The 19,710-nt window shown below is 64.9% G+C and carries 14 protein-coding genes; 7 read left to right on the plus strand and 7 right to left on the minus strand.

Annotated elements, in window-relative coordinates:
- Positions 1-10: 10 nt before the first annotated feature.
- The 3 genes from phhA (at position 11) to EA795_RS06575 (ending at position 2,550) form a co-directional block, all read left to right on the plus strand.
- Positions 11-796, plus strand: coding sequence for a phenylalanine 4-monooxygenase (gene phhA, locus EA795_RS06565; protein WP_014854094.1), 786 nt, complete (start codon positions 11-13; stop codon positions 794-796).
- A gap of 201 nt (positions 797-997) precedes the next feature.
- The gene (locus tag EA795_RS06570) at positions 998-1,354 is read left to right on the plus strand and encodes a 4a-hydroxytetrahydrobiopterin dehydratase (protein WP_122076249.1); all 357 of its coding nucleotides are present in this window, start codon (positions 998-1,000) and stop codon (positions 1,352-1,354) included.
- On the plus strand, positions 1,351-2,550 hold the full coding sequence (locus EA795_RS06575; RefSeq protein WP_014854096.1) for an amino acid aminotransferase: 1,200 nt from the start codon (positions 1,351-1,353) through the stop codon (positions 2,548-2,550). Before EA795_RS06570 ends, EA795_RS06575 begins: the two co-directional genes overlap by 4 nt.
- 295 nt (positions 2,551-2,845) lie before the next feature.
- Here EA795_RS06575 and EA795_RS06580 read toward each other — a convergent pair whose 3' ends face one another.
- Complete coding sequence (locus EA795_RS06580; protein ID WP_122076251.1) at positions 2,846-3,799, minus strand: helix-turn-helix transcriptional regulator; 954 nt, start codon at positions 3,797-3,799, stop codon at positions 2,846-2,848.
- 175 nt (positions 3,800-3,974) lie between these two features.
- On the opposite strand from EA795_RS06580, the gene EA795_RS06585 reads away from it, so the two are divergent.
- Genes EA795_RS06585 through EA795_RS06595 form a run of 3 tightly spaced genes read left to right on the plus strand, consistent with a single transcriptional unit; the run spans position 3,975 to position 7,435 of the window.
- Complete coding sequence (locus tag EA795_RS06585) at positions 3,975-6,134, plus strand: TonB-dependent siderophore receptor (protein ID WP_115028321.1); 2,160 nt, start codon at positions 3,975-3,977, stop codon at positions 6,132-6,134.
- 54 nt (positions 6,135-6,188) lie between these two features.
- Complete coding sequence (locus EA795_RS06590) at positions 6,189-6,503, plus strand: DUF2218 domain-containing protein (protein ID WP_014854099.1); 315 nt, start codon at positions 6,189-6,191, stop codon at positions 6,501-6,503.
- A complete protein-coding gene (locus tag EA795_RS06595; RefSeq protein WP_122076254.1) occupies positions 6,500-7,435 on the plus strand; it encodes an alpha/beta hydrolase in 936 nt (311 codons plus the stop codon). The genes EA795_RS06590 and EA795_RS06595 overlap by 4 nt, the downstream gene beginning before the upstream one ends.
- Before the next feature lie 384 nt (positions 7,436-7,819).
- On the opposite strand, the gene EA795_RS06600 is transcribed toward EA795_RS06595, so the two are convergent.
- The 6 genes from EA795_RS06600 to EA795_RS06630 form a co-directional block, all read right to left on the minus strand.
- Positions 7,820-9,709, minus strand: coding sequence for a methyl-accepting chemotaxis protein (locus EA795_RS06600; protein ID WP_122076256.1), 1,890 nt, complete (start codon positions 9,707-9,709; stop codon positions 7,820-7,822).
- 199 nt (positions 9,710-9,908) lie between these two features.
- Positions 9,909-11,369, minus strand: a complete 1,461-nt coding sequence (locus EA795_RS06605; RefSeq protein ID WP_115028323.1) for a sodium-dependent transporter — start codon at positions 11,367-11,369, stop codon at positions 9,909-9,911.
- 83 nt (positions 11,370-11,452) lie between these two features.
- Positions 11,453-12,094 (minus strand): maleylacetoacetate isomerase, encoded by a 642-nt coding sequence (maiA, locus tag EA795_RS06610; RefSeq protein ID WP_122076258.1) that lies wholly within the window; start codon positions 12,092-12,094, stop codon positions 11,453-11,455.
- Positions 12,095-12,219: 125 nt separating this feature from the next.
- Positions 12,220-13,299: a 4-hydroxyphenylpyruvate dioxygenase gene (gene hppD / locus EA795_RS06615; protein ID WP_058075190.1), complete on the minus strand. Its 1,080-nt coding sequence runs from the start codon at positions 13,297-13,299 to the stop codon at positions 12,220-12,222.
- A 673-nt stretch (positions 13,300-13,972) separates the two neighbouring features.
- Positions 13,973-15,067, minus strand: a complete 1,095-nt coding sequence (locus EA795_RS06625) for a Glu/Leu/Phe/Val dehydrogenase dimerization domain-containing protein (protein ID WP_122076260.1) — start codon at positions 15,065-15,067, stop codon at positions 13,973-13,975.
- A gap of 283 nt (positions 15,068-15,350) precedes the next feature.
- Positions 15,351-18,836 (minus strand): indolepyruvate ferredoxin oxidoreductase family protein, encoded by a 3,486-nt coding sequence (locus tag EA795_RS06630; protein WP_122076262.1) that lies wholly within the window; start codon positions 18,834-18,836, stop codon positions 15,351-15,353.
- 203 nt (positions 18,837-19,039) lie between these two features.
- On the opposite strand from EA795_RS06630, the gene EA795_RS06635 reads away from it, so the two are divergent.
- Entirely contained in the window at positions 19,040-19,507 is a 468-nt protein-coding gene (locus tag EA795_RS06635; RefSeq protein WP_014854107.1) for an Lrp/AsnC family transcriptional regulator, read from the plus strand.
- Positions 19,508-19,710 lie beyond the last annotated feature (203 nt).

Genomic DNA, 19,710 nt, shown 5'->3' on the forward strand with positions numbered 1-19,710 from the left:
AGGAGGTCAGATGAAACATACGCAATACGTCGCCCGCGAACCGGACGCGCACGGCCATATCCATTACCCGGACGCCGAGCACGCCGTCTGGCAGACCCTGATCGAACGCCAGCTGAAACTGCTCGACGGCCGCGCCTGCCAGGAATACCTGGACGGTATCGAACAGCTCGCCCTCCCCCACGAGCGCATTCCGCAGCTGGACGAAATCAACCGCGTGCTCGCCGCGACCACCGGCTGGCAGGTGGCGCGCGTGCCGGCGCTGATTCCCTTCCAGACCTTTTTCGAGCTGCTGGCAAGCAAGCGCTTCCCCGTTGCCACCTTCATCCGCACGCCGGAAGAACTGGACTACCTGCAGGAGCCGGACATCTTCCACGAAATTTTCGGCCACTGCCCGCTGCTGACCAACCCCTGGTTCGCCGAGTTCACCCATACCTACGGCCAGCTCGGCCTCAGGGCCAGCAAGGAGGAGCGCGTCTACCTGGCGCGGCTGTACTGGATGACCATCGAATTCGGCCTGGTGGACACGCCAGCCGGCCGGCGCATCTACGGCGGCGGCATCCTTTCTTCGCCGAAGGAGACGCTCTATTGCCTCTCGGACGAGCCCGAGCATCAACCCTTCGATGTGGTCGAAGCCATGCGCACGCCATACCGCATCGACATCCTGCAGCCGGTGTACTTCGTCCTGCCGCAACTGCGCCGGCTGTTCGACGTGGCCCACGAAGACATCATGGCCCACGTGCGCAGTGCCATGCAGCTGGGCCTGCACCAGCCGAAGTTTCCGCCGAAAGCCGCGTAGGGTGGAAAACTGCGAAGCATTTTCCACGCGTAGGTTTGGCCGCCACTAACCCGTAGGGTGGATGACGCCGGAAGGCTCATCCACCGCCCACAACGAGGCCTCTTCACAACGTGGCAGACCGAACCCGGCGCGTGGACAAGCCTGCGGCGTTGTCCACCCTACGCTGCTTGACTCTTATCAACCTCACCACAAGGACCGATCATGACTTCTCTCAACCAAGCCCATTGCGAAGCCTGCCGAGCCGATGCGCCGAAAGTCAGCGATGACGAACTGGCCGAGCTGATCAAGCAGATCCCCGACTGGAACATCGAAACCCGCGACGGCCACATGGAGCTGGAGAAGGCCTTCCTGTTCAAGAACTTCAAGCACGCGCTGGCCTTCACCAATGCCGTCGGCGAGATCGCCGAAGCCGAGGGCCACCACCCGGGTCTGCTCACCGAGTGGGGCAAGGTCACCGTCACCTGGTGGAGCCATTCGATCAAGGGCCTGCACCGCAACGACTTCATCATGGCCGCGCGCACCGACGAAGTGGCGAGCCAGGCGGAGGGTCGCAAGTGAGGCATTTCGGCCAGGTCGGACGGGTACCCGGCGATCCCATCCTGGGCTTGCTCGACGCCTATCGCGCCGATCCCAATCCGGCCAAGCTCGACTTGGGCGTGGGTGTCTACAAGGATGCCGAGGGCATCACGCCGATTCCCCAGGCGGTGAAACTGGCCGAACAGCGTTTGATCGCCACCGAGCTGACCAAAAGCTACATCGGCGGTCATGGCGACCCACTGTTCGGCGAGCAACTGCTGCGCCTGGTGCTGGGCGAGCATTCGCCTGCACTGAGCGAAGGTCGCGCCGGCTGCACCCAGACGCCGGGCGGTACCGGCGCACTGCGGCTGGCGGGAGATTTCATCGCCCGATGCCTGCCGGGCCGCAGCCTCTGGCTCAGCGACCCGACCTGGCCGATCCACGAAACCCTGTTCGCCGCCGCACGCCTGCCGGTGCGGCATTACCCCTACGTCGGGGCCGACAATCGCCTGGACGTCGCCGGCCTGCTCGCCACGCTGGTCGAGATTCCGCCCGGCGACGTCGTGCTGCTGCATGCCTGCTGCCACAATCCGACCGGCTTCGACCTGAGCCACGACGACTGGCGCCAGGTCCTGGAAGTGGTGCGCGCACGCGAGCTGCTGCCGCTGTTCGACTTCGCCTACCAGGGCTTCGGCGACGGGCTGGAAGAAGATGCCTGGGCCGTACGGCTGTTCGTCGAGGCGTTGCCGGAAGTGCTGATCACCAGTTCCTGTTCGAAGAACTTCGGTCTCTATCGCGAACGCACCGGCGCGCTGATCGCCATCACGGCGGACGCCTCATCGCTGCAGGACGTGCGCAGCCAGCTCGCCGCGCTGGCGCGCAACCTCTGGTCTACGCCGCCTTCCCACGGTGCCGCCGTGGTGGCGACCATCCTCGCCGACGAACAGCTGCGCCAGCTCTGGCAGCAGGAAGTCGCGGCCAAGCGCCAGCGCATCGCGGGGCTGCGTAACGGCCTGCTCGAAGCGCTGCAGCCCTACGGACTGGCCGAACGCTTCGCACATATCGGCGCGCAGCGCGGGATGTTTTCCTATACCGGACTCACCGCGGCCCAGGTGCGACGCCTGCGCAGCGAGGATGCGGTGTACCTGGTGGAAAGCGGCCGCGCCAACGTCGCCGGGCTGGATGCCGAGCGGCTGGACGACCTTGCGCGCGCCATCGCCCGGGTGGTTTCGGACTGAGCAGCCTAGGGTCTGTTGCCGTTTCGTCGCGAGCCGCGTTGCTGCGAGAAATGGCGCCAGGTTAGGCGTAGGACGCAGGTAATGGTCATTCCCTTACCAAGTCCTACAACGACAGCTGGCGCCATTTCCCGCGCAACCCTTCGGGCCGGGCCTGTTTTTACGCGATGCGGCGTTACTCGTCACTTATTTGGAATAACCAAACTTCGCTTCTCGTGCCTTGCCTCGCGTAAAAACAGGCTCCGGCGCGGCCGCGGACGAAATGGCAACAGACCCTAGCGCCGCAGCCGCCACCGCCTCAGATACGCGCCCGCACCTGCTTGGGGCTGATGCCGAACTGTCGCTTGAAGGCCGTGGCGAAGTTGGCCGGGCTGTTGTAGCCGGCCAGCCAGGCGGCCTCGTTCACGCTGACGCCATCGCGCTCCAGCGCCTGGCGCGCCTGCAGCAGGCGCCGTGTGCGCTGGTACTCGAACAACGTCATGCCATGCAGCGCACGGAACTGGCGCTGCAGCGTGGTGGCATTGACGCCCATCTCCCGGGCGATGCGCTCCTGCGTCCAGTCATCCGCCACGCCGCTATCGAGCAATTCCACCAGCCGCTGCACGCGCTGATGCTCGTGTGGGCGCAAGTCGCCGCTCGGCAGCGTGTCGCCAAGGCTGACCAGCGCTTCGCAAGTGATATCCAGCGCCCGGCTCTCCAGGTACAGACGCTCTAGCAGCGGATCGTAGCCCGGCGGATTGAGCATCTGCTCGGCCAGGGTCAGCAGGCGCGCCGAGGGTTGCCAGGCGCGCGGCGCCAGGTGGCTCTGCATGAAGCGATGCGTCGTGCCGCCGATCTCGGCTCCGGCGGCCTCGAACCACTCAGGCGTCAGGCTGATCACCAGTTTGCGGATGTGCTGGCCGCGCCGGGCCTGGCGGCGGAACAGCACCGGCTCGTTCATCGCCAGAGCCACCCCCTCGGGACGGCAGCGGCGGTCCGGCCGACCGAAAGTGAGCGGCAGCTCGCCGTAACTCACCTCGCTCTGCCCGTCGAGAAACAGCACGAACGACAGGCGCGGACCGACGACGCTCTCGGTGACGAAGTCCTGCAACTCCTCGTAATCCGACCAGTGCAGCGACAGCCCATCGCGCAATTGCAGCCAGCCCACCCGACCATAGAACAGGCGATCGTCGTCGGGCCGCGCCAGGCGCAGACCCGGCTGGCTGGTGACGGGCAACTCGTCGCGGCGGATGAGGTGATCAGGCTGCTGCATGGCGCATATCCCCGGCAATGGAAGATCGCAAAGCAAATGTTGGCTCGCGCAAAGGCTCGGCCCACGGCGTGGTGGCAGACTACGCGCCGTTACATATTGATGCAAATCATTATCATTACTGCGATCACGGGGACAGCCGCCAACCTGCCCCGCCACCCGCGACAGGAGCCGCCGCATGGACAGAACCACCCGCCCCTTCCTTTCCCATCGTTCCCGGCACTGGTTGTTCGTCGGCCTGCTCGCGCCCTTTCCGCTGAGCGCCCTGGCCCAGAGCGTCGCGCCGCAGGACGAGCCGGTCCAGCTGGAGAGCATCACCGTCGAGGGCAACCGGCTGTACGACATGCCATCCTCGGAAGAGAGCGGCGGCTATACGGTGGAAGCGGCGACCGTGGGCACCAAGACGCCCGCCGCGTTGCGCGACATTCCTCAGTCGATCACGGTCTACACCGACGATTACATCAAGGACCGGCAGTTCGTGAACCTGGACGACCTGGCCAAGTACACCGCCGGCCTGCGCACCCTGACCAACGACAGCGGCCGCTCCTCGATCTACGCCCGTGGCTACGAATACGACGAGTTCAATATCAATGGCCTGCCCGCGCCCATGGCCAGTATCAACGGTACCGTGCCCATGCTGGCGCCGTTCGACCGGGTCGAGATCATGCGGGGGCCATCGGGGCTGTTCAACAGCACCAGCGAGATGGGCGGCATCGTCAACATGGTGCTCAAGCGCCCGACCCGTGACTTCCAGGGCAGCGTCACCGGCCGCTATGGCAGCTTCGACACCAGCTACCTGGAAACCGACCTCTCGGGTGCACTGACATCTTCCGGCAACGTACGCGGCCGTACCGTGCTGGCCCAGGCCGACACCAATGGCGAGGTGGACTACAACACCAACACCGCGCAAAACTTCTATGGCGCCCTGGAGTTCGACCTGACCGACAGCACCATGCTGTCGCTGGCTCTCCTGCACCAGAAAAAGGACATCACGCCGCACAACGGTTACCCGACCGACGCCTCCGGCAATCTGCTGAATCTGGACCGCGATACCTTCCTCGGCGCGGACTGGAACTACTTCGACGGCAGGACCACCGATCTCATCGGCGAACTGACCCATCGTTTCGACAATGGCGGCTTCGGCCGGGTTGCCGTGCGCAGTTCGCAACGCGACACCGAGTTCTACTACGCGTTCACCGGCGGTGCCCCGAATGCCGCCGGCAACGCCTCGCTGACCAGCACCGCCCGCGACCTCGACCAGGATGCCCTGGCCCTGGATGCCAGCTACAGTCAGCCGTTCGAGACCTTCGGCCAGGTCAGCGAATTCGTGGTCGGCACCGACTACAAGCGCTACGACACCGACTACCGCGCCGGCGGTGCCTCCACATCGCTCGGCGCCATCGACATCAACAACCCTGCGTCGTCCTCGATTCCCAAACCGGCCGTCAATTACCGCCAGCGGGTAACGAGCGACGAAAAGGAGTTCGGCCTCTATTCCAAACTGACCTTCCGCCCGGTGGAGCGCCTGGCACTGATCGGCGGTGCTCGGGTCAGCTGGTTCGATGGAGACACCAGCACCACGACACTGGCCAACGGCGCCCGAACCAACGGCGACGTACGGGAAAACGCCAAGATCACGCCCTATGGTGGCCTGGTCTTCGACCTGGACCAGTGGCACTCGCTGTATGCCAGCTATTCCAAGGTGTTCAAGCCGCAGACCAATGTCGACGTCGCCGGCGATGTCATCGACCCGCGCGAGGGCGAGCAATACGAGGTGGGTGTCAAGGGCAGCTACTTCGGCGGCGCGCTCAACACCCGGCTCTCGCTGTTCCAGTTGACCGACGAGAACCGCGCGGCGCGTGACCAGAACAACCTCACCGGCACCTACTACCTGTCGATCGGCGAGGCCCGCATCCGTGGTGGCGAAATCGAAGTCAGCGGCAACCCGCTGCCGGGCTGGGAACTGATCGGCGGCTACACCTACATGGACACCGACATCATCAAGGGCGACGCCAACGCCGTGTTCGAACTGATGCCGCAGAACCAGTTCTCGCTGTGGAGCAACTACGAGCTGCAAGGCGGCCCACTGGCCGGGTTGGGGCTTGGCACTGGCATCACCGGCATGAGCCACTTCCAGACCGCAACCGGCATCGAGGCTCCCGGCTACGCCGTGGTGGACGCCAAGCTGTCGTATCCGCTCACGCCCAAACTGACCGCCACGTTCGACGTCAACAACGTCTTCGATCGCGAGTACTACTCGCGCGTGGGATCGACCACCACCTTCAACTTCTATGGTCCGTCGCGTACCTTCCTGGTCGGCGCCCGCTACGAGTTCTGATCCACCCGAGTCGCCGACGCTCATGGCGTCGGTGACTTCATCATGGAGATCCCCATGCCCCAGTTCCACGCCGTGGTACCCACGCCACGCGCCTCGCGCAACATGACCCGCCTGTGCAAGCACTTCGCCCACAAGGCAGAAGTACAGGCGGACGCCGCCCATGCTCAGATCGCCTTCGCCTTCGGCGACTGCCGGATGCACGCCGAAGCTGATCACCTGCTGATCGACTGCCAGGCCGAGGCAGGCGAAGCGCAAAAGCGCCTGTGCTTCGTCATCGCCGATCACCTCGAGCGCTTCTCCGGCGAGGAGGCCCTGCAGGTCGTCTGGCAGGACGGCCCGCTGCCAATCGCTGGCGACGCCCAGCCATGAAGCGGCTCGCCATGGCGACCATCGCCGCACTGGCTACGCCCCTGGCGCCAGCAGCCGCACCCCATGACTGGCAGCCGGTGACCCTGCCGCAGGCCGAACAGCGCATCCTGCATTCGACGCATACCGGTCGCGACTACCGCATCTTCGTCTCACAGCCACGGCATGCACCGCCGCCCAGCGGCTATCCGGTGCTCTACGTGCTCGACGGCAACGCCCTGTTTCCGTCGTTGGCGATCCAGGCCCAGGCACTGGAAGCCCGCCCCGATCCCACGCTGCGCAACAGCGTACTGGTGGTCGGCGTGGGCTATCCGGGCGAAGCACTGTACGACTTCAAGGCTCGCGCCGAGGACTACACGCCCGACGCCGAGGACCGCCAGCGCCTGCCCGACCGCGAGCCGCCACCCTATGGCGGTGCCGAGCGCTTCCTGGATTTTCTCGAAAGCGAACTCAAGCCGATGATCGCCGCGCGCCATCCGGTCGATCCGCAGCGCCAGACGCTGTTCGGCCATTCCTATGGCGGGCTGTTCACCCTCTATGCGCTGCTCAACCGGCCGCAGGCCTTCAGCGGCTACGTCGCGGCGAGCCCGTCGATCTGGTGGTATCAGGGTTATATCGAACGCACGCTGGCAGCCTTCGAAGCACGCGCCCGGCAGCAACCGCTGGACGCCCGCCTGCTGCTCACCGTCGGCAGCGCGGAAGAACCCGCCGCCGACGCCCCGCTGACCGTTCCACGCCAACGCCACATGGCCGAGCGGCGCATGATCGGCAACGCGCGGGACCTGGCCGAACGACTGGAATCCACACCGGGGCTGGAAGTCGGCCTGCGCATCAACGCCGGCGCCAACCACGGCACCAACGGGCAGTTCAGCAGCGTGCAGGCCCTGGAGCTGGCGAGTTCAGGAATGGGGAGCGAGACGAAGGAGGAGAATTGATCGGTTACTGGGCTTAGCGAAGCGCCGGGAGAGTATCGGTTCGCGGCATGCGCTAGCCGAGCCCCCTCTCCCCCGCCCTCTCCCGCAAGGGGAGAGGGAGTAGACCGAGCGAGATGGGATGGTGTACTGGGCCAACAGCGCTTAGCTGCCTAGCTACAGCACAAATGCTTAACCAGTGCAGGAGCTCTTTCTCTTCTCTCGAGAAAGGGTTTTCAAACTGAGAGGTTCTGGGAACAACGGGCTGACTGGCTCAGCACAAATGCACAACCAATGCAGGGCCTGCTTTTCCCCCTCTCCCCTCGCGGGAGAGGGCCGGGGTGAGGGGGCAGCCCCATCGCACCATGCGAGGTGCCACTCGCCAATTAATGCGCGAGCGTCCGCTCCCTATATCCGGAAGCTGCCCACCAGGTGCTTGAGCCGCTCGGCCTGCTGTTCCAGGTCGTTGCAGGCGCGCAGGGTGGATTGCAGGTTCTCCACGCCTTCCTGGTTGAGGGTGTTGATCTCGGTGATGTCCATGTTCAGCGACTCGATCACCGAGGTCTGCTCTTCGGTTGCCGTCGCCACGGACTGGTTCATGCCGTCGATCTCGCCGATTCGCTGGGTGACTTCGCCCAGGCGTTCGCCGGCCCGGTCGGCAATGGTGACGCTGTCCTCGCTCTGCCGCTGGCTGGCGGCCATGTTTTCCACCGAGGCATGCGCGCCGACCTGCAACTCTTCGATCATCTGCTGGATTTCCTGCGCAGAACTCTGGGTGCGATGGGCGAGGTTGCGCACCTCGTCCGCCACCACCGCGAAGCCCCGGCCGGCTTCGCCTGCCCGCGCGGCCTCGATGGCGGCGTTGAGGGCCAGCAGGTTGGTCTGCTCGGAAATGCCCTGGATCACTTCGAGGATGTGGCCGATGTCCACGGTCTTGGCGTCCAGCGCTTCGATCTCGGCGCTGGACGCCCTGATCTTCTCGGACAGCTCGCGCATGGCGGCGATATTCTGCTGGACGACCTCGCGCCCGTCCTCGGCATCCTGGCGCGCACCGCTGGCCTGTAGCGAGGCGTCGGCCGCGTTGCGCGCGATTTCCTGGGCGGCGGCGCCCAGCTCGTTGATGGCCGCCGCCACGCTGTTGGTGCGGCTGGCCTGCTCGTCGGAATTGACCATAGAGGCATTCGAGGCGTTGAGCACGCGTTGCGCCACTTCGTGGACCGCCTGCGTCGCGGACGAGACCTCGCGAATCGAGCCGTGGATACGCTCGACGAAGCGGTTGAAGGATGTCGCCAGTTCACCGAATTCGTCGCGCGACTGCACATCGAGCCGACGCGTCAGGTCACCCTCGCCTTCGGCGATATTGGCCATTGCGCGGCCCATGTCGGTGAGCGGGCCCATCAGCACGCGGATGAGCATGCCCAGCAGCACCAGGATGAAGACCACGGCAACCACGGTCACGATCAGCGCCGAGGTGCGAAAACTCGTCAAGCTGGCGTAGGCCTTGTCGCGGTCCAGGGAAATGCCGACATGCCACTTCACCGATGGCAGGCCGGTGACCGGGCTGAAGCTGAGAATACGGGCATTCCCCGCGTGGCTGGCTTCGCTGTAGCGGCTGTCCAGGCTCGGCGTGTCCTGCGGATAGAGTTCGCGCAGGTTCTTGCCCACCATGTTCTGGTCGGGGTGCACCAGAACCTCACCCTTGGCATTGACCAAAAACGCGTGGCCCATGCCGCCGAAATCCAGCGCATTGATGGCATCCACCATGGTCTTCAGGCTCAGGTCGCCGCCCATCACGCCCAGCGTCTGGCCAGCACGTACCACGGGCGTGGCGACGGTCAGCACCAGGTCCTGGCCGACGTCATCGATGTAGGGCTCGGTGAGGCTGGACGCTTTTGCCGCAATCGCCATCTTGTACCAGGGGCGATCACGTGGCTCGTAGTCATCGGGCAGCTTGGTGAAGGGACGCAGAATCAGGCTGCCGTCCTGCCCACCGAAATAGGAAAGCCTGAACGTCGAGGCCATGGATTGTTGCTCGAGCAGCGCGACGACAGAGTCCGGCTGGCTGTCGTTGGCGACGGATTGCGCCATGCTCTCGACCAGCAGGATGCGCCCGGAGAGCCAGTTCTCGATGTTCTGCGCGGTGATATCACCCATCGCCTTCAGGTCACTTTCGAGACCTGCACGAATGGTATTGCGCTGCTGGTAATCGTTGTAGAGCGTGAACAGCGCAAACGCAGCGGTTACGACCAGGCACGCCGCCAGGAGGATTTTCTGGCTGAACTTGAGACGACTGAACATGAGAGGGCCCCCGCATACAAACCGGTACGTAGTGGCTCCTGCCAGCGCAATCGTCCTTGATATCGATCAGTTTCTCGGCCGTGCGGGGAATAACTTTAAAGCGAGCGTAATAACCACCCATTCATGGCGCTTATGTTTCCTACCCTGAATGGAAAAAACCAGCCGTACGCTCGGCTGGTTTTTCCTGGACGGATGCGGATCAGCGATCTGCCAACGCCGGCATCACTCTTGGTCGCAAGGCCTCGCCAAGCACCGTCAGCAGACCAATCCCGCCGGCGATCCAGTACCAGCGCTGCAAGGGGTCGAAGCCCAGCCAGCCGAGGGCGTGCAGGAACACCATCAGGATCAGCACCGGGCAGACGTAGCGCACCATGTACAGCCACAGCGCATGGCCCAGCGGCGGCAGGTCCAGCTCGTCGCGCATGATCTCGGCACGCAGGCAGTAGCCAGCCAGCAGGCTCATCAGGATGCCACCCAGCGGCATCATCCAGCGCGAGGTCAGGTAGTCGAGCGCATCGAACAAAGTCGTGCCGAACAGCTTCCAGTCCGCGCCGACGTTGAACGACAGCATCGCCAGCAGGCTGATGGTCAGCAGCACCGCGCCAGAACCGATGGCGGCCTTGGTCCGGCTGACCCCGTGCTTCTCGTTGAGGTAGGCGACGGTCGCCTCGATCATGGAAATCGCCGAGGTCAGCGCGGCAATCGACACCATGGCGAAGAACAGCACGCCGAACGCGGTGCCGAACGGCATCTGCTGGAAGGCCAGCGGCAGGCTCATGAAGATCAGACCCGGCCCCGCGCTTGGATCCATGCCGTTGGCGAAGATGATCGGGAAGATCGCCAGCCCTGCCAGCAGCGCCACGCAGGTATCGATGATGGCGACCATGAAGGAGGTCCGCACGATGGATTGGCCGTCAGGAATGTACGAGCCGTAGGTGAGGATCGCACCGGAGGCCAGACTCAACGTGAAGAACGCGTGGCCAAGTGCCGCCAGCAGCGCTTCGCCGGTGAGTTTGGAGGTGTCGAAACTGAACAGGAAGGCGAAGCCTCGATCGAAGCCGCCACTGGTGAACGCATAGCCGACCAGGATCAGCAGCATCACCGCCAGCCCCGGCATCATCCAGCGGAAGGCCCGCTCGACCCCGGCCTGCACGCCCTTGCCGACGATCCACAGCGTCAGCAGCGCGACCAGCACGCTCCAGCCGCCGAGCGCCCAAGGGTTGGCGTTGTGCGCCTCGAAGACCTGCGCCAGGCCTTCGACGCTGCTCGCCGCCAGCGAGCCGTCGAGCATTTTCCAGGTGTAGGCGAAGGCCCAGCCTGCCACCACCACGTAGAAGCAGAGGATCATGAAGCCGGCCAGCATCGCCATGCTGCCCACGGCCTTCCACGCCGGATGGCCGCCACCCTCGCGCACCACACGACTGATGGCGTCGATCGGGCTGCCGCGGCCGCGCCGGCCGATGGCGATCTCGGTCATCATCACCGGAATGCCAATGGCCAGGATGCACGCCAGATACATCAGCACGAAGGCGCCGCCACCGTACTCGCCGGTGATGTAGGGGAATTTCCAGATATTGCCGAGGCCGACCGCGGAGCCGGTCGCAGCGAGGACGAAGCCCCAGCGCGAAAGCCAGAGATTCTTGGGTTTTTCACGAGTCATGCGTCACCTGTTTGTTTTTATCTGTGACGGAAATCGAACCCGCCGCGCTCGTGGCACGACGGAATATGCAAGGCGGATAAACCTTATTGGGCGTCGGGCTGCACCTCCGGAGCGGCGTTACGGAACGCGTCCAGCTCTTCGCAGCGCGCGACCATCTGCAGAATGCGCGGGTAGGCGCCGAGGTCACAGGCAAAACGGCGCGCATTGTATACCTGCGGAATCAGGCATGCCTCCAGATAACCGGGCCGTCCGCCGAGTGACAGCTGGCCGTCGTAGTCGGCGAGCCCCTGCTCGAAGCCGGCCAGGCCGGTGGCGATCCAGTGGCGGACCCACTGCTGTTTCGCCTCATCGTCGACACCCAGCGTGCCGCTGAGATACTGCAGCACGCGGGTGTTGTTCAGCGGATGCACATCGCAGGCGACATGTAGCGCCAGCGAACGCACCCGTGCGCGATCGAGTGGGTCATCGGGCAGCAGCGACGGCAGCGGGAAGATCTCTTCCAGATATTCGATGATCGCCAGGGACTGGCCGATGCGCACCTGGCCATCGACCAGCAAGGGCACCAGCTCCTGCGGGTTGAGCGCCTTGTACTCGGCCGAATGCTGCTGGCCGCCGTCCTTGAGCAAATGCACCGGCACGGTTTCGTATGCCAGTCCCTTGAGGTTGAGCGCGATGCGCACGCGGTAGGCGGCGCTGGAGCGCCAGTAGGAATAGAGGGTCAGCATGAGGGCTCCGGTTCCGATTTTCGGTTCAATCGAAGGGGGACGGCGGATGTGCTTCGCGACATCCACCCTAGGGTCTGTTGCCATTTCGTCCGCAGCCGCGCCGAAACGGCAACAGACCCTACGCCTCATTCGCCGATCACGCCCCGGCGCAACTGGTCCTCCTCGATGGATTCGAACAGGGCCTTGAAATTGCCCTCGCCGAAGCCCTGGTTACCCTTGCGCTGAATGATCTCGAAGAAGATCGGGCCGATCACCGTGTTGGTGAAGATCTGCAGCAGGATGCCGTCGTCGCCCGGCGCGCCGTCGATCAGCAGGTTCAGCTCGCGCAGCTCGTCCAGCGGCTCGCCGTGACCCGGCACGCGGCTATCGACCTTCTCGTAATAGGTGTCCGGGGTGGACATGAAATCCACGCCGTTGGCGCGCAGGCGCCGGACCGTCTCGTAGATATCGTCGGTGGAGAGCGCGATGTGCTGGATGCCCTCGCCGTGGTACTCGCGGATGAATTCCTCGATCTGCGACTTGTCGTCGGCCGACTCGTTGATCGGGATGCGGATCTTGCCGCAGGGCGCGGTCATCGCTCTTGAAAACAGCCCGGTGAGCTTGCCCTCGATATCGAAATAGCGAATCTCGCGGAAGTTGGCGATGCGCTCGTAGAAGCCGGACCAGACGTCCATCTGCCCACGCATGACGTTGTGGGTCAGGTGGTCGATGCAGGTCAGGCCCACGGCGTTGTCGTTCGGCGTGCGGCCCTCGATGTATTCGAAATCGACGTCGTAGATACTCCGGTCACCATAGCGGTCGACGAGGTACAGCAGCGAGCCGCCGATGCCCTCGACGCAGGGGATGTTCAGTTCGCCGAAGTTGGCATGGCTGCCCACCAGTTTCGCGCCCTGGGATTCGACGTAGGCGGCGGCCTGGGCGGCGTTCTTCACGCGGAAGGCCATGGCGCAGGCGCTCGGCCCGTGCTTCTCGGCGAACTCGCGCACATGACCGCTGGGACTGCCGTTGAGGACGATGTTGATGTCGTTCTGCTGGAACAGCCAGACAGCCTTGGAGCGGTGCTTGGCCGTTTCGGTGAAGCCCATCTGGGTGAACAGCGTACGCAGCTGCTCGATGCCTTCGGCGTTCGGCGCGGTGAATTCAACGAACTCGAAACCGTCGGTGCCGATGGGATTGTGCTGCTCGATCTTGTTCACGGCGTTCATTTCGCCTCCTGATTATTGTTGTGAGGGTTAGGGTCTGTTGACGTTTCGACGCGAGCCGCGTTGCTGCGCCAAATATCGCCAGGCAAGGCGCGGGACACAGGCAATGGTCATTCCCTTGCCAAGTCCCGCAACACCGCATGGCGATATTTGCCGCGCAACCTAGGCGGCCCCACCCGAAGGGCCGGGCCTGTTTTTGCACGGCGCTGCGTTATTCGTCGTTCATTTGGAATGACCAAATCTCTCTCCTCATGCCTTGCTCCGCGCGAAAACAGGCTACGGCGCGGCCGCGACGAAACGTCAACAGACCCTGGCTACACGGCTTTGGCTGGCCTCATCACAACCCGGCGCCAGGCACCGGACAACCCCGTATCGAGTCTCCGGGCGACTGGTGATCACGGACTGGCCGTCAGTTTTTCCTTACAGCATCGAACATGGCGGGAAATCTGGTTCCGGGGCTTGCCAGGCGTAACGAAAAACTGACAAGCCGGTGCGGTGGGATGTCGCGGCCTTCGAACGGCCGAATGAATTCGGCCCTACAGTGGCCAAACCGTAGGGCCGAACTTGTTTGGCCTGAGAGCCTCGTCTGCTGCTGACCCGCGGGTGGTGGAAAAGCGCTTCGCGCGTTTTCCACCCTACGGCGAGCCATCGATCACCCGCGTGCTGCCGGTGCCTGTCAGGAAGCCTGGCGCTTGAACGCTTCGGGCCGCGACTCACCACCGGCCTGCAGGCGCTCAAGCGCCAGGCGGTCGGCGATGACCGAGGTCGGCTCGCCACTGGCGGCGGAGCGGGTGAAGATTTCCCGCAGGGTGTCGCCGATGCCCTGGACATGGGCATCGGCCTGCGCGGCGGCGCCGCCAATGCGCTGGTAGTAGACGTCGATGATGCCGCCTGCGTTGATGGCGTAATCCGGTGCCCAGAGCTGGTTGCGCCGCTGCAGCTCGGCGCCGATCTCGGGCGTGGCCAGCTGATTGTTGGCGGCCCCGGCGATCACCGGGGCGCGCAGCACCTCCAGCGTCTGTTCGTTGAGGATGCCGCCCATGGCGCAGGGGGCGAACACGTCGACGTCGAGGCCGTAGATGTCCTGCGGACGAACCACGTTGGCGTCCAGTTCATCCATGGCCTGTTGCACGTTGGCGTCGAAGATGTCTGCCACCCACAGCTCGGCGCCGGCCGCCTTGAGATGGCGTGCCAGGCCCAAGCCGACATGGCCGACGCCCTGGATCGCCACCTTGAGCCCGGCGAGGTCGTCATGTCCGAGCCGATGCCGCACCGCCGCCTGGAGCCCGACGAACACGCCGAGCGCGGTGGACGGCGAGGGGTCGCCGCTGGCGATGCTGCCATCCAGGGTGGTGCGTGGCGATGCGCCCATCACATGGCGGGTGCGCTGGGCGAAGGCCTGCATCTCGGCATCACCCGTGCCCGAGTCGGCGGCGGTGATGTAGCGCCCGCCGAGGCTGTCGACGAAATCGCCCATGGCGTGCAGCAGCGCCTGGCTCTTGCCCGTGTGCGGATCGCCGATGATCACCGCCTTGCCGCCGCCCAGCGCCAGGCCGGCCAGGGAGGATTTGAGCGTCATGCCGCGCGACAGGCGCAGCACGTCGCGCAGGGCGTCGTCGTCATTGGCATAGGGAAACATCCGGCAACCGCCCAGCGCAGGGCCGAGTCGCGTGTCGTGGATGGCGATGATGGCCTTGAGACCCGATGCCTTGTCGTGGCAGAAGACCACCTGTTCGTGGCGGTCGAAATCGGGATGCGCGAATACGGACATGGTTTACCTCGTTTGTTGTCATCAAGTCCGGGCCCTACCGCCGGGCCCACTGAAAGCTTCGCCCCGAGGGCGGGGCTCCCACAAAAAAGCAGCCGGCACACACCGAACCCGTAAAGCCACGCCCCCGCGGCGATTGCGCCGCCCTACAGCTGGCTCATGAATTCTGATCGTGCCCACGCTCCTGCGTGGGCACGTCCCCGGGAGACGCTCCGCGTCCTGAACGCCGAAGCTTTCTGCAAGAGGTTCCCACGCTGGAGCATGGGAACCATCAGACGGAGGCACGTCACGCCGCCGGCTGGAACAGCCGCACGCTCTGTACCTCATCGCCTTTGTCGAGCTGTTCACGCAGCACCTTCTCCTGCTGACGGGCCTTGGCGATGGCGCGCTCCTTCACCGGGCCGTAGCCGCGGATCAGCTCCGGCAGCGCGGCGATGGCCACGGCGGTGCGGTAGTTGGTCGGTTTGAGCTTGGCCAGGAGGTCGTCGACGGTCTTCTCGTAGTCGGCGATCAGCTGGCGCTCCACCCGGCGGTCATGACCATAGCCGAACGGGTCGAGCGGTGTCCCGCGCAGGAAGCGCAGCTTCGCCAGCACACCGAAAATATCCAGCATCCAGGGGCCGAATTCGCGCTTGCGCGGCTCGCCGGTCTTCGGGTCGGCCTTGGCCAGCCAGGCCGGCGCCAGGTGGAACTGCAGCCGATAATCGCCCTCGAACTGCGTCTCGAGTTGCTGGCGGAATTCCGGCTCGCTGTACAGCCGCGCCACCTCGTACTCGTCCTTGTAGGCCAGCAGCTTGAAGTAGTAGTGCGCCACCGCCTTGGACAGCGCCAGGTCGTCGGCCGTGTCGGCCTCGCGCACGCGCTCCACCAGGTAGCGATAACGGCGCGCCAGATCGGCGTTCTGGTACTGGGTAAGGAAGTCCACGCGCCAGTCGACGATCTCTTCGAGGGTCTTGCAGATCGGTCCGGCCAGGCTAGGCTCGGCGGTTTCCACCGGCCGTGCCAGCCGCTCCACCGCGTCGCGCTCGAGCACCGCGCGGCGACCCCAGCGGAAGGCCTGGCGGTTCAGCTCGGTGGACACGTCATTGAGCCCGATGGCCTTCTCGATGGCCTCGGCCGACACCGGTAGCAGCCCCTGCTGGTAGGCGAAGCCGAGCAGGAACAGGTTGGTGGCGATGCTGTCGCCCATCAGCCGCGTGGCCAGCCGGGTAGCGTCGACGAAGTGAGTCTTTTCCGCACCTACCGCATCGGCGATCGCCTGGCGCATGGCCGCACCCGGGACCTGGGCGTCGGGATTGCGGGTGAATTCGGCGGTGGCTCCCTCGAAGCTGTTCACCACAGCGTTGCTGATCCTGTCGTTCAGGCGGGTCAGCGCCTCTTCACCGGCCGCGACGATCAGATCGCAGCCCAGCAGCAGGTCGGCTTCGCCGGCGGCGATGCGCACAGCGTAGATATCGCTCTGCCTGGCGGCGATCCGCACATGGGTGGTCACCGGGCCAAACTTCTGCGCCAGGCCCGCCTGGTCGAGCACCGTGCAACCCTTGCCCTCCAGGTGCGCGGCCATGCCGATCAACGCACCGAGGGTGGTCACGCCGCTGCCGCCGACGCCGGGGATCAGCACGTTCCACGGTCGCTCCAGCGAGGGATGTTGTGGCTCGGGCAACTCGGCCGCCTCGATGCCGCCGGCCACCGCCTCGGGCTTACGCAGCTGGCCGCCGTGCACGGTGACGAAGCTCGGACAGAAGCCCTCGACGCAGGAGTAGTCCTTGTTGCAGGCGTTCTGGTCGATCTCGCGCTTGCGTCCCAGCTCGGTCTCCAGCGGCAGCACCGACAGGCAGTTGGATTTCTCGCCACAGTCGCCGCAACCCTCGCACACGGCGGGGTTGATGAACACGCGCTTGGCCGGGTCCTCGAGCTTGCCGCGCTTGCGCCGCCGGCGTTTCTCGGTGGCGCAGGTCTGGTCGTAGATGATCACCGAGACGCCCTTGAACTCGCGCAGCTCGCGCTGCACGGCGTCCAGCTCGCGGCGGTGATGGAAACTGGCGTTCGGCGCGAAGCTGTCGCGGCTGGGGTACTTGTCGGGCTCGTCGCTGACGATGGCGATGCGCTGGACGCCCTCGTCATGCACCTGGCGGCTGAGCTGGTCGACACGCAGTTCGCCGTCGATGGGTTGGCCGCCGGTCATGGCCACCGCATCGTTGTAGAGAATCTTGAAGGTGATGTTGACCCCCGCCGCCACCGCCGCGCGCACCGCCAGGCTGCCTGAATGGAAATAGGTGCCGTCGCCGAGGTTCTGGAACATGTGCGGGGTGTCGGTGAACGGCGCCTGGCCGATCCAGTTGACGCCCTCGCCGCCCATCTGGGTGAAGGTCTCGGTACGACGATCCATCCACTGCACCATGTAGTGGCAACCGATGCCGGCCGAGGCGCGGCTGCCCTCGGGCACCTTGGTGGAGGTGTTGTGCGGGCAGCCGGAGCAGTAGTGCGGGGTGCGCACGGTGCTGTAGCTGCGCGCGGCCAGGGCCTTCTCCTTGGCGTCGAGAAAGGCCAGGCGGGTCAGGATGCTCTCGCTGGTGTAGATCGGCGCGAGGCGTTTGGCGATCACCCGGGCGATCATCGCCGGGGTCAGTTCGCTGAGGTTGGGCAGCAGCGAACGGCCCTGCTCGTCGAACTCGCCGACCACCCGCGGGCGCTTGTCCACCGGCCAGTTGTAGAGCTGCCCGGTAAGCTGGTCCTCGATGATGCTGCGCTTTTCCTCGACCACCAGGATCTCGTCCAGGCCACGGGCGAACTCGTGCACCGAGACCGGCTCCAGCGGCCAGCTCATGCCGACCTTGAGCACCCGCAGGCCGACCTGGGCGCACAGCGCCTCGTCGAGGCCGAGGTCGTCCAGCGCCTGGCGCACGTCGAGGTAGGACTTGCCGGTGGTGATGATCCCCAGGCGCGGATTGGGCGAGTCGAGCATCACCCGGTTGAGGTGGTTGGCGCGCGCAAAAGCCCGGGCGGCGTAGATCTTGAACAGGTTGAGGCGCTTTTCCTGGGCCAGCGGCGGGTCCGGCCAGCGGATGTGCACGCCGTCCTCGGGCAGCTCGAAGTCCTCGGGGATGCAGGTCTGCACGCGCAGCGGGTCGACCTCCACCACGGCGGAGGAATCGACGTTCTCGGCGATGGTCTTGAGCGCCACCCAGCAACCGGAATAGCGCGACAACTCCCAGCCGATGATGCCGTAGTCGAGGATTTCCTGGACGTTGGCCGGATTCAGCACCGGAATCGATGCAGCAATGAAGGCATGCTCGCTCTGATGCGGCAGCGTCGAGGACTTGCAGCCATGATCGTCGCCGGCCAGCAGCAGCACGCCGCCGTTGGGCGAGACGCCGGCGGCGTTGCCATGTTTGAAGACGTCACCGGCGCGATCGACGCCCGGCCCCTTGCCGTACCACATGGCGAAGACGCCGTCGTGGCGGGCGCCGGGAAACAGATTGGTCTGCTGGCTGCCCCACACGGCGGTGGCGGCCAACTCCTCGTTCAGGCCCGGCTGGAAATGGATGGCGTTCTGCTTGAGGTAGTCACGGGCTTCCCAGAGGCTCTTGTCCAGCCCGCCCAGCGGCGAGCCGCGGTAGCCGGAAATGAAGCCGCCGGTATTCAGGCCACAGGCCTGGTCGCGCTGGTGCTGCAACATCGGCAGGCGGGTCAGCGCCTGGGTGCCGGTGAGGTACAGATGACCGGTTGCAAGGCGGTACTTGTCGTCCAGACGGATCTCGGCCAGGGACATGTGGCGCTCCTCTTTGTTGTTATCGGAGTCAGGGCGGCGTTGTACGCCACCCGCCTGGGCGCAATCGGCGAGGGGTGGCCCCACCGCTGCGCATTTGACTTGCAGTGTGGCCGTGACGGCGGGAGATTTTCTTTCTACTTTTGTAAGGAAACGGCCATCCTGTGCATGAACGTTTCGCCCATAACAACAAAACAGGAAGAAACATGCAGATCCCCCTGAGCAGCATCGACCGCAAGATCCTCCTGCTGCTGCAGCACAACGCCGACCTCTCCGCCGCGGAAATCGCCGACAAGGTGGAGCTGTCGCAATCGCCGTGCTGGCGACGCATTCACCGCATGCAGGAGGAAGGGCTGATCGAGCGCAAGGTCGCCCTGCTCAACCCGAAGAAGCTCGGGCTGAACATGACGGTATTCGTCAACATCAAGCTCTCCGCCCACGGGCGCAGCAATCTGGACGAATTCGAACAGGCGGTAGTGGGCTACCCCGAGGTGCTGGAGTGCCACACCATGGCCGGCGAATCGGACTACCTGCTCAAGGTTGTGGCCAAGGACATCGATAGCTATGAACGCTTCCTGCGCGACCAGTTGCTGCAGCGCCCCCATGTGCAGGAGGCGCATTCGCACATCGCCATGAGCGAGGTGAAGCGGACCACGGAACTGCCGCTGGATTGAGCCCGGGCAAACGGTGGACAAGGCTCCGCCGTTATCCACCCACCGAGCCGGCAGCCGTAGGGTGGATAACGGCGAAGCATTTTCCACGCGTCCAGCCGAACCACGCACAGACCATCGCCGCACAGACAGAATCGACTTAAAGCCCACCCGCCGCTGGTCGATATAACACCATCGCCTGCTCACCCTGGCCCCTCCTTCCCCCA

The organism is Stutzerimonas nitrititolerans, from assembly GCF_003696285.1.
GTDB classification, from domain to species: domain Bacteria; phylum Pseudomonadota; class Gammaproteobacteria; order Pseudomonadales; family Pseudomonadaceae; genus Stutzerimonas; species Stutzerimonas nitrititolerans.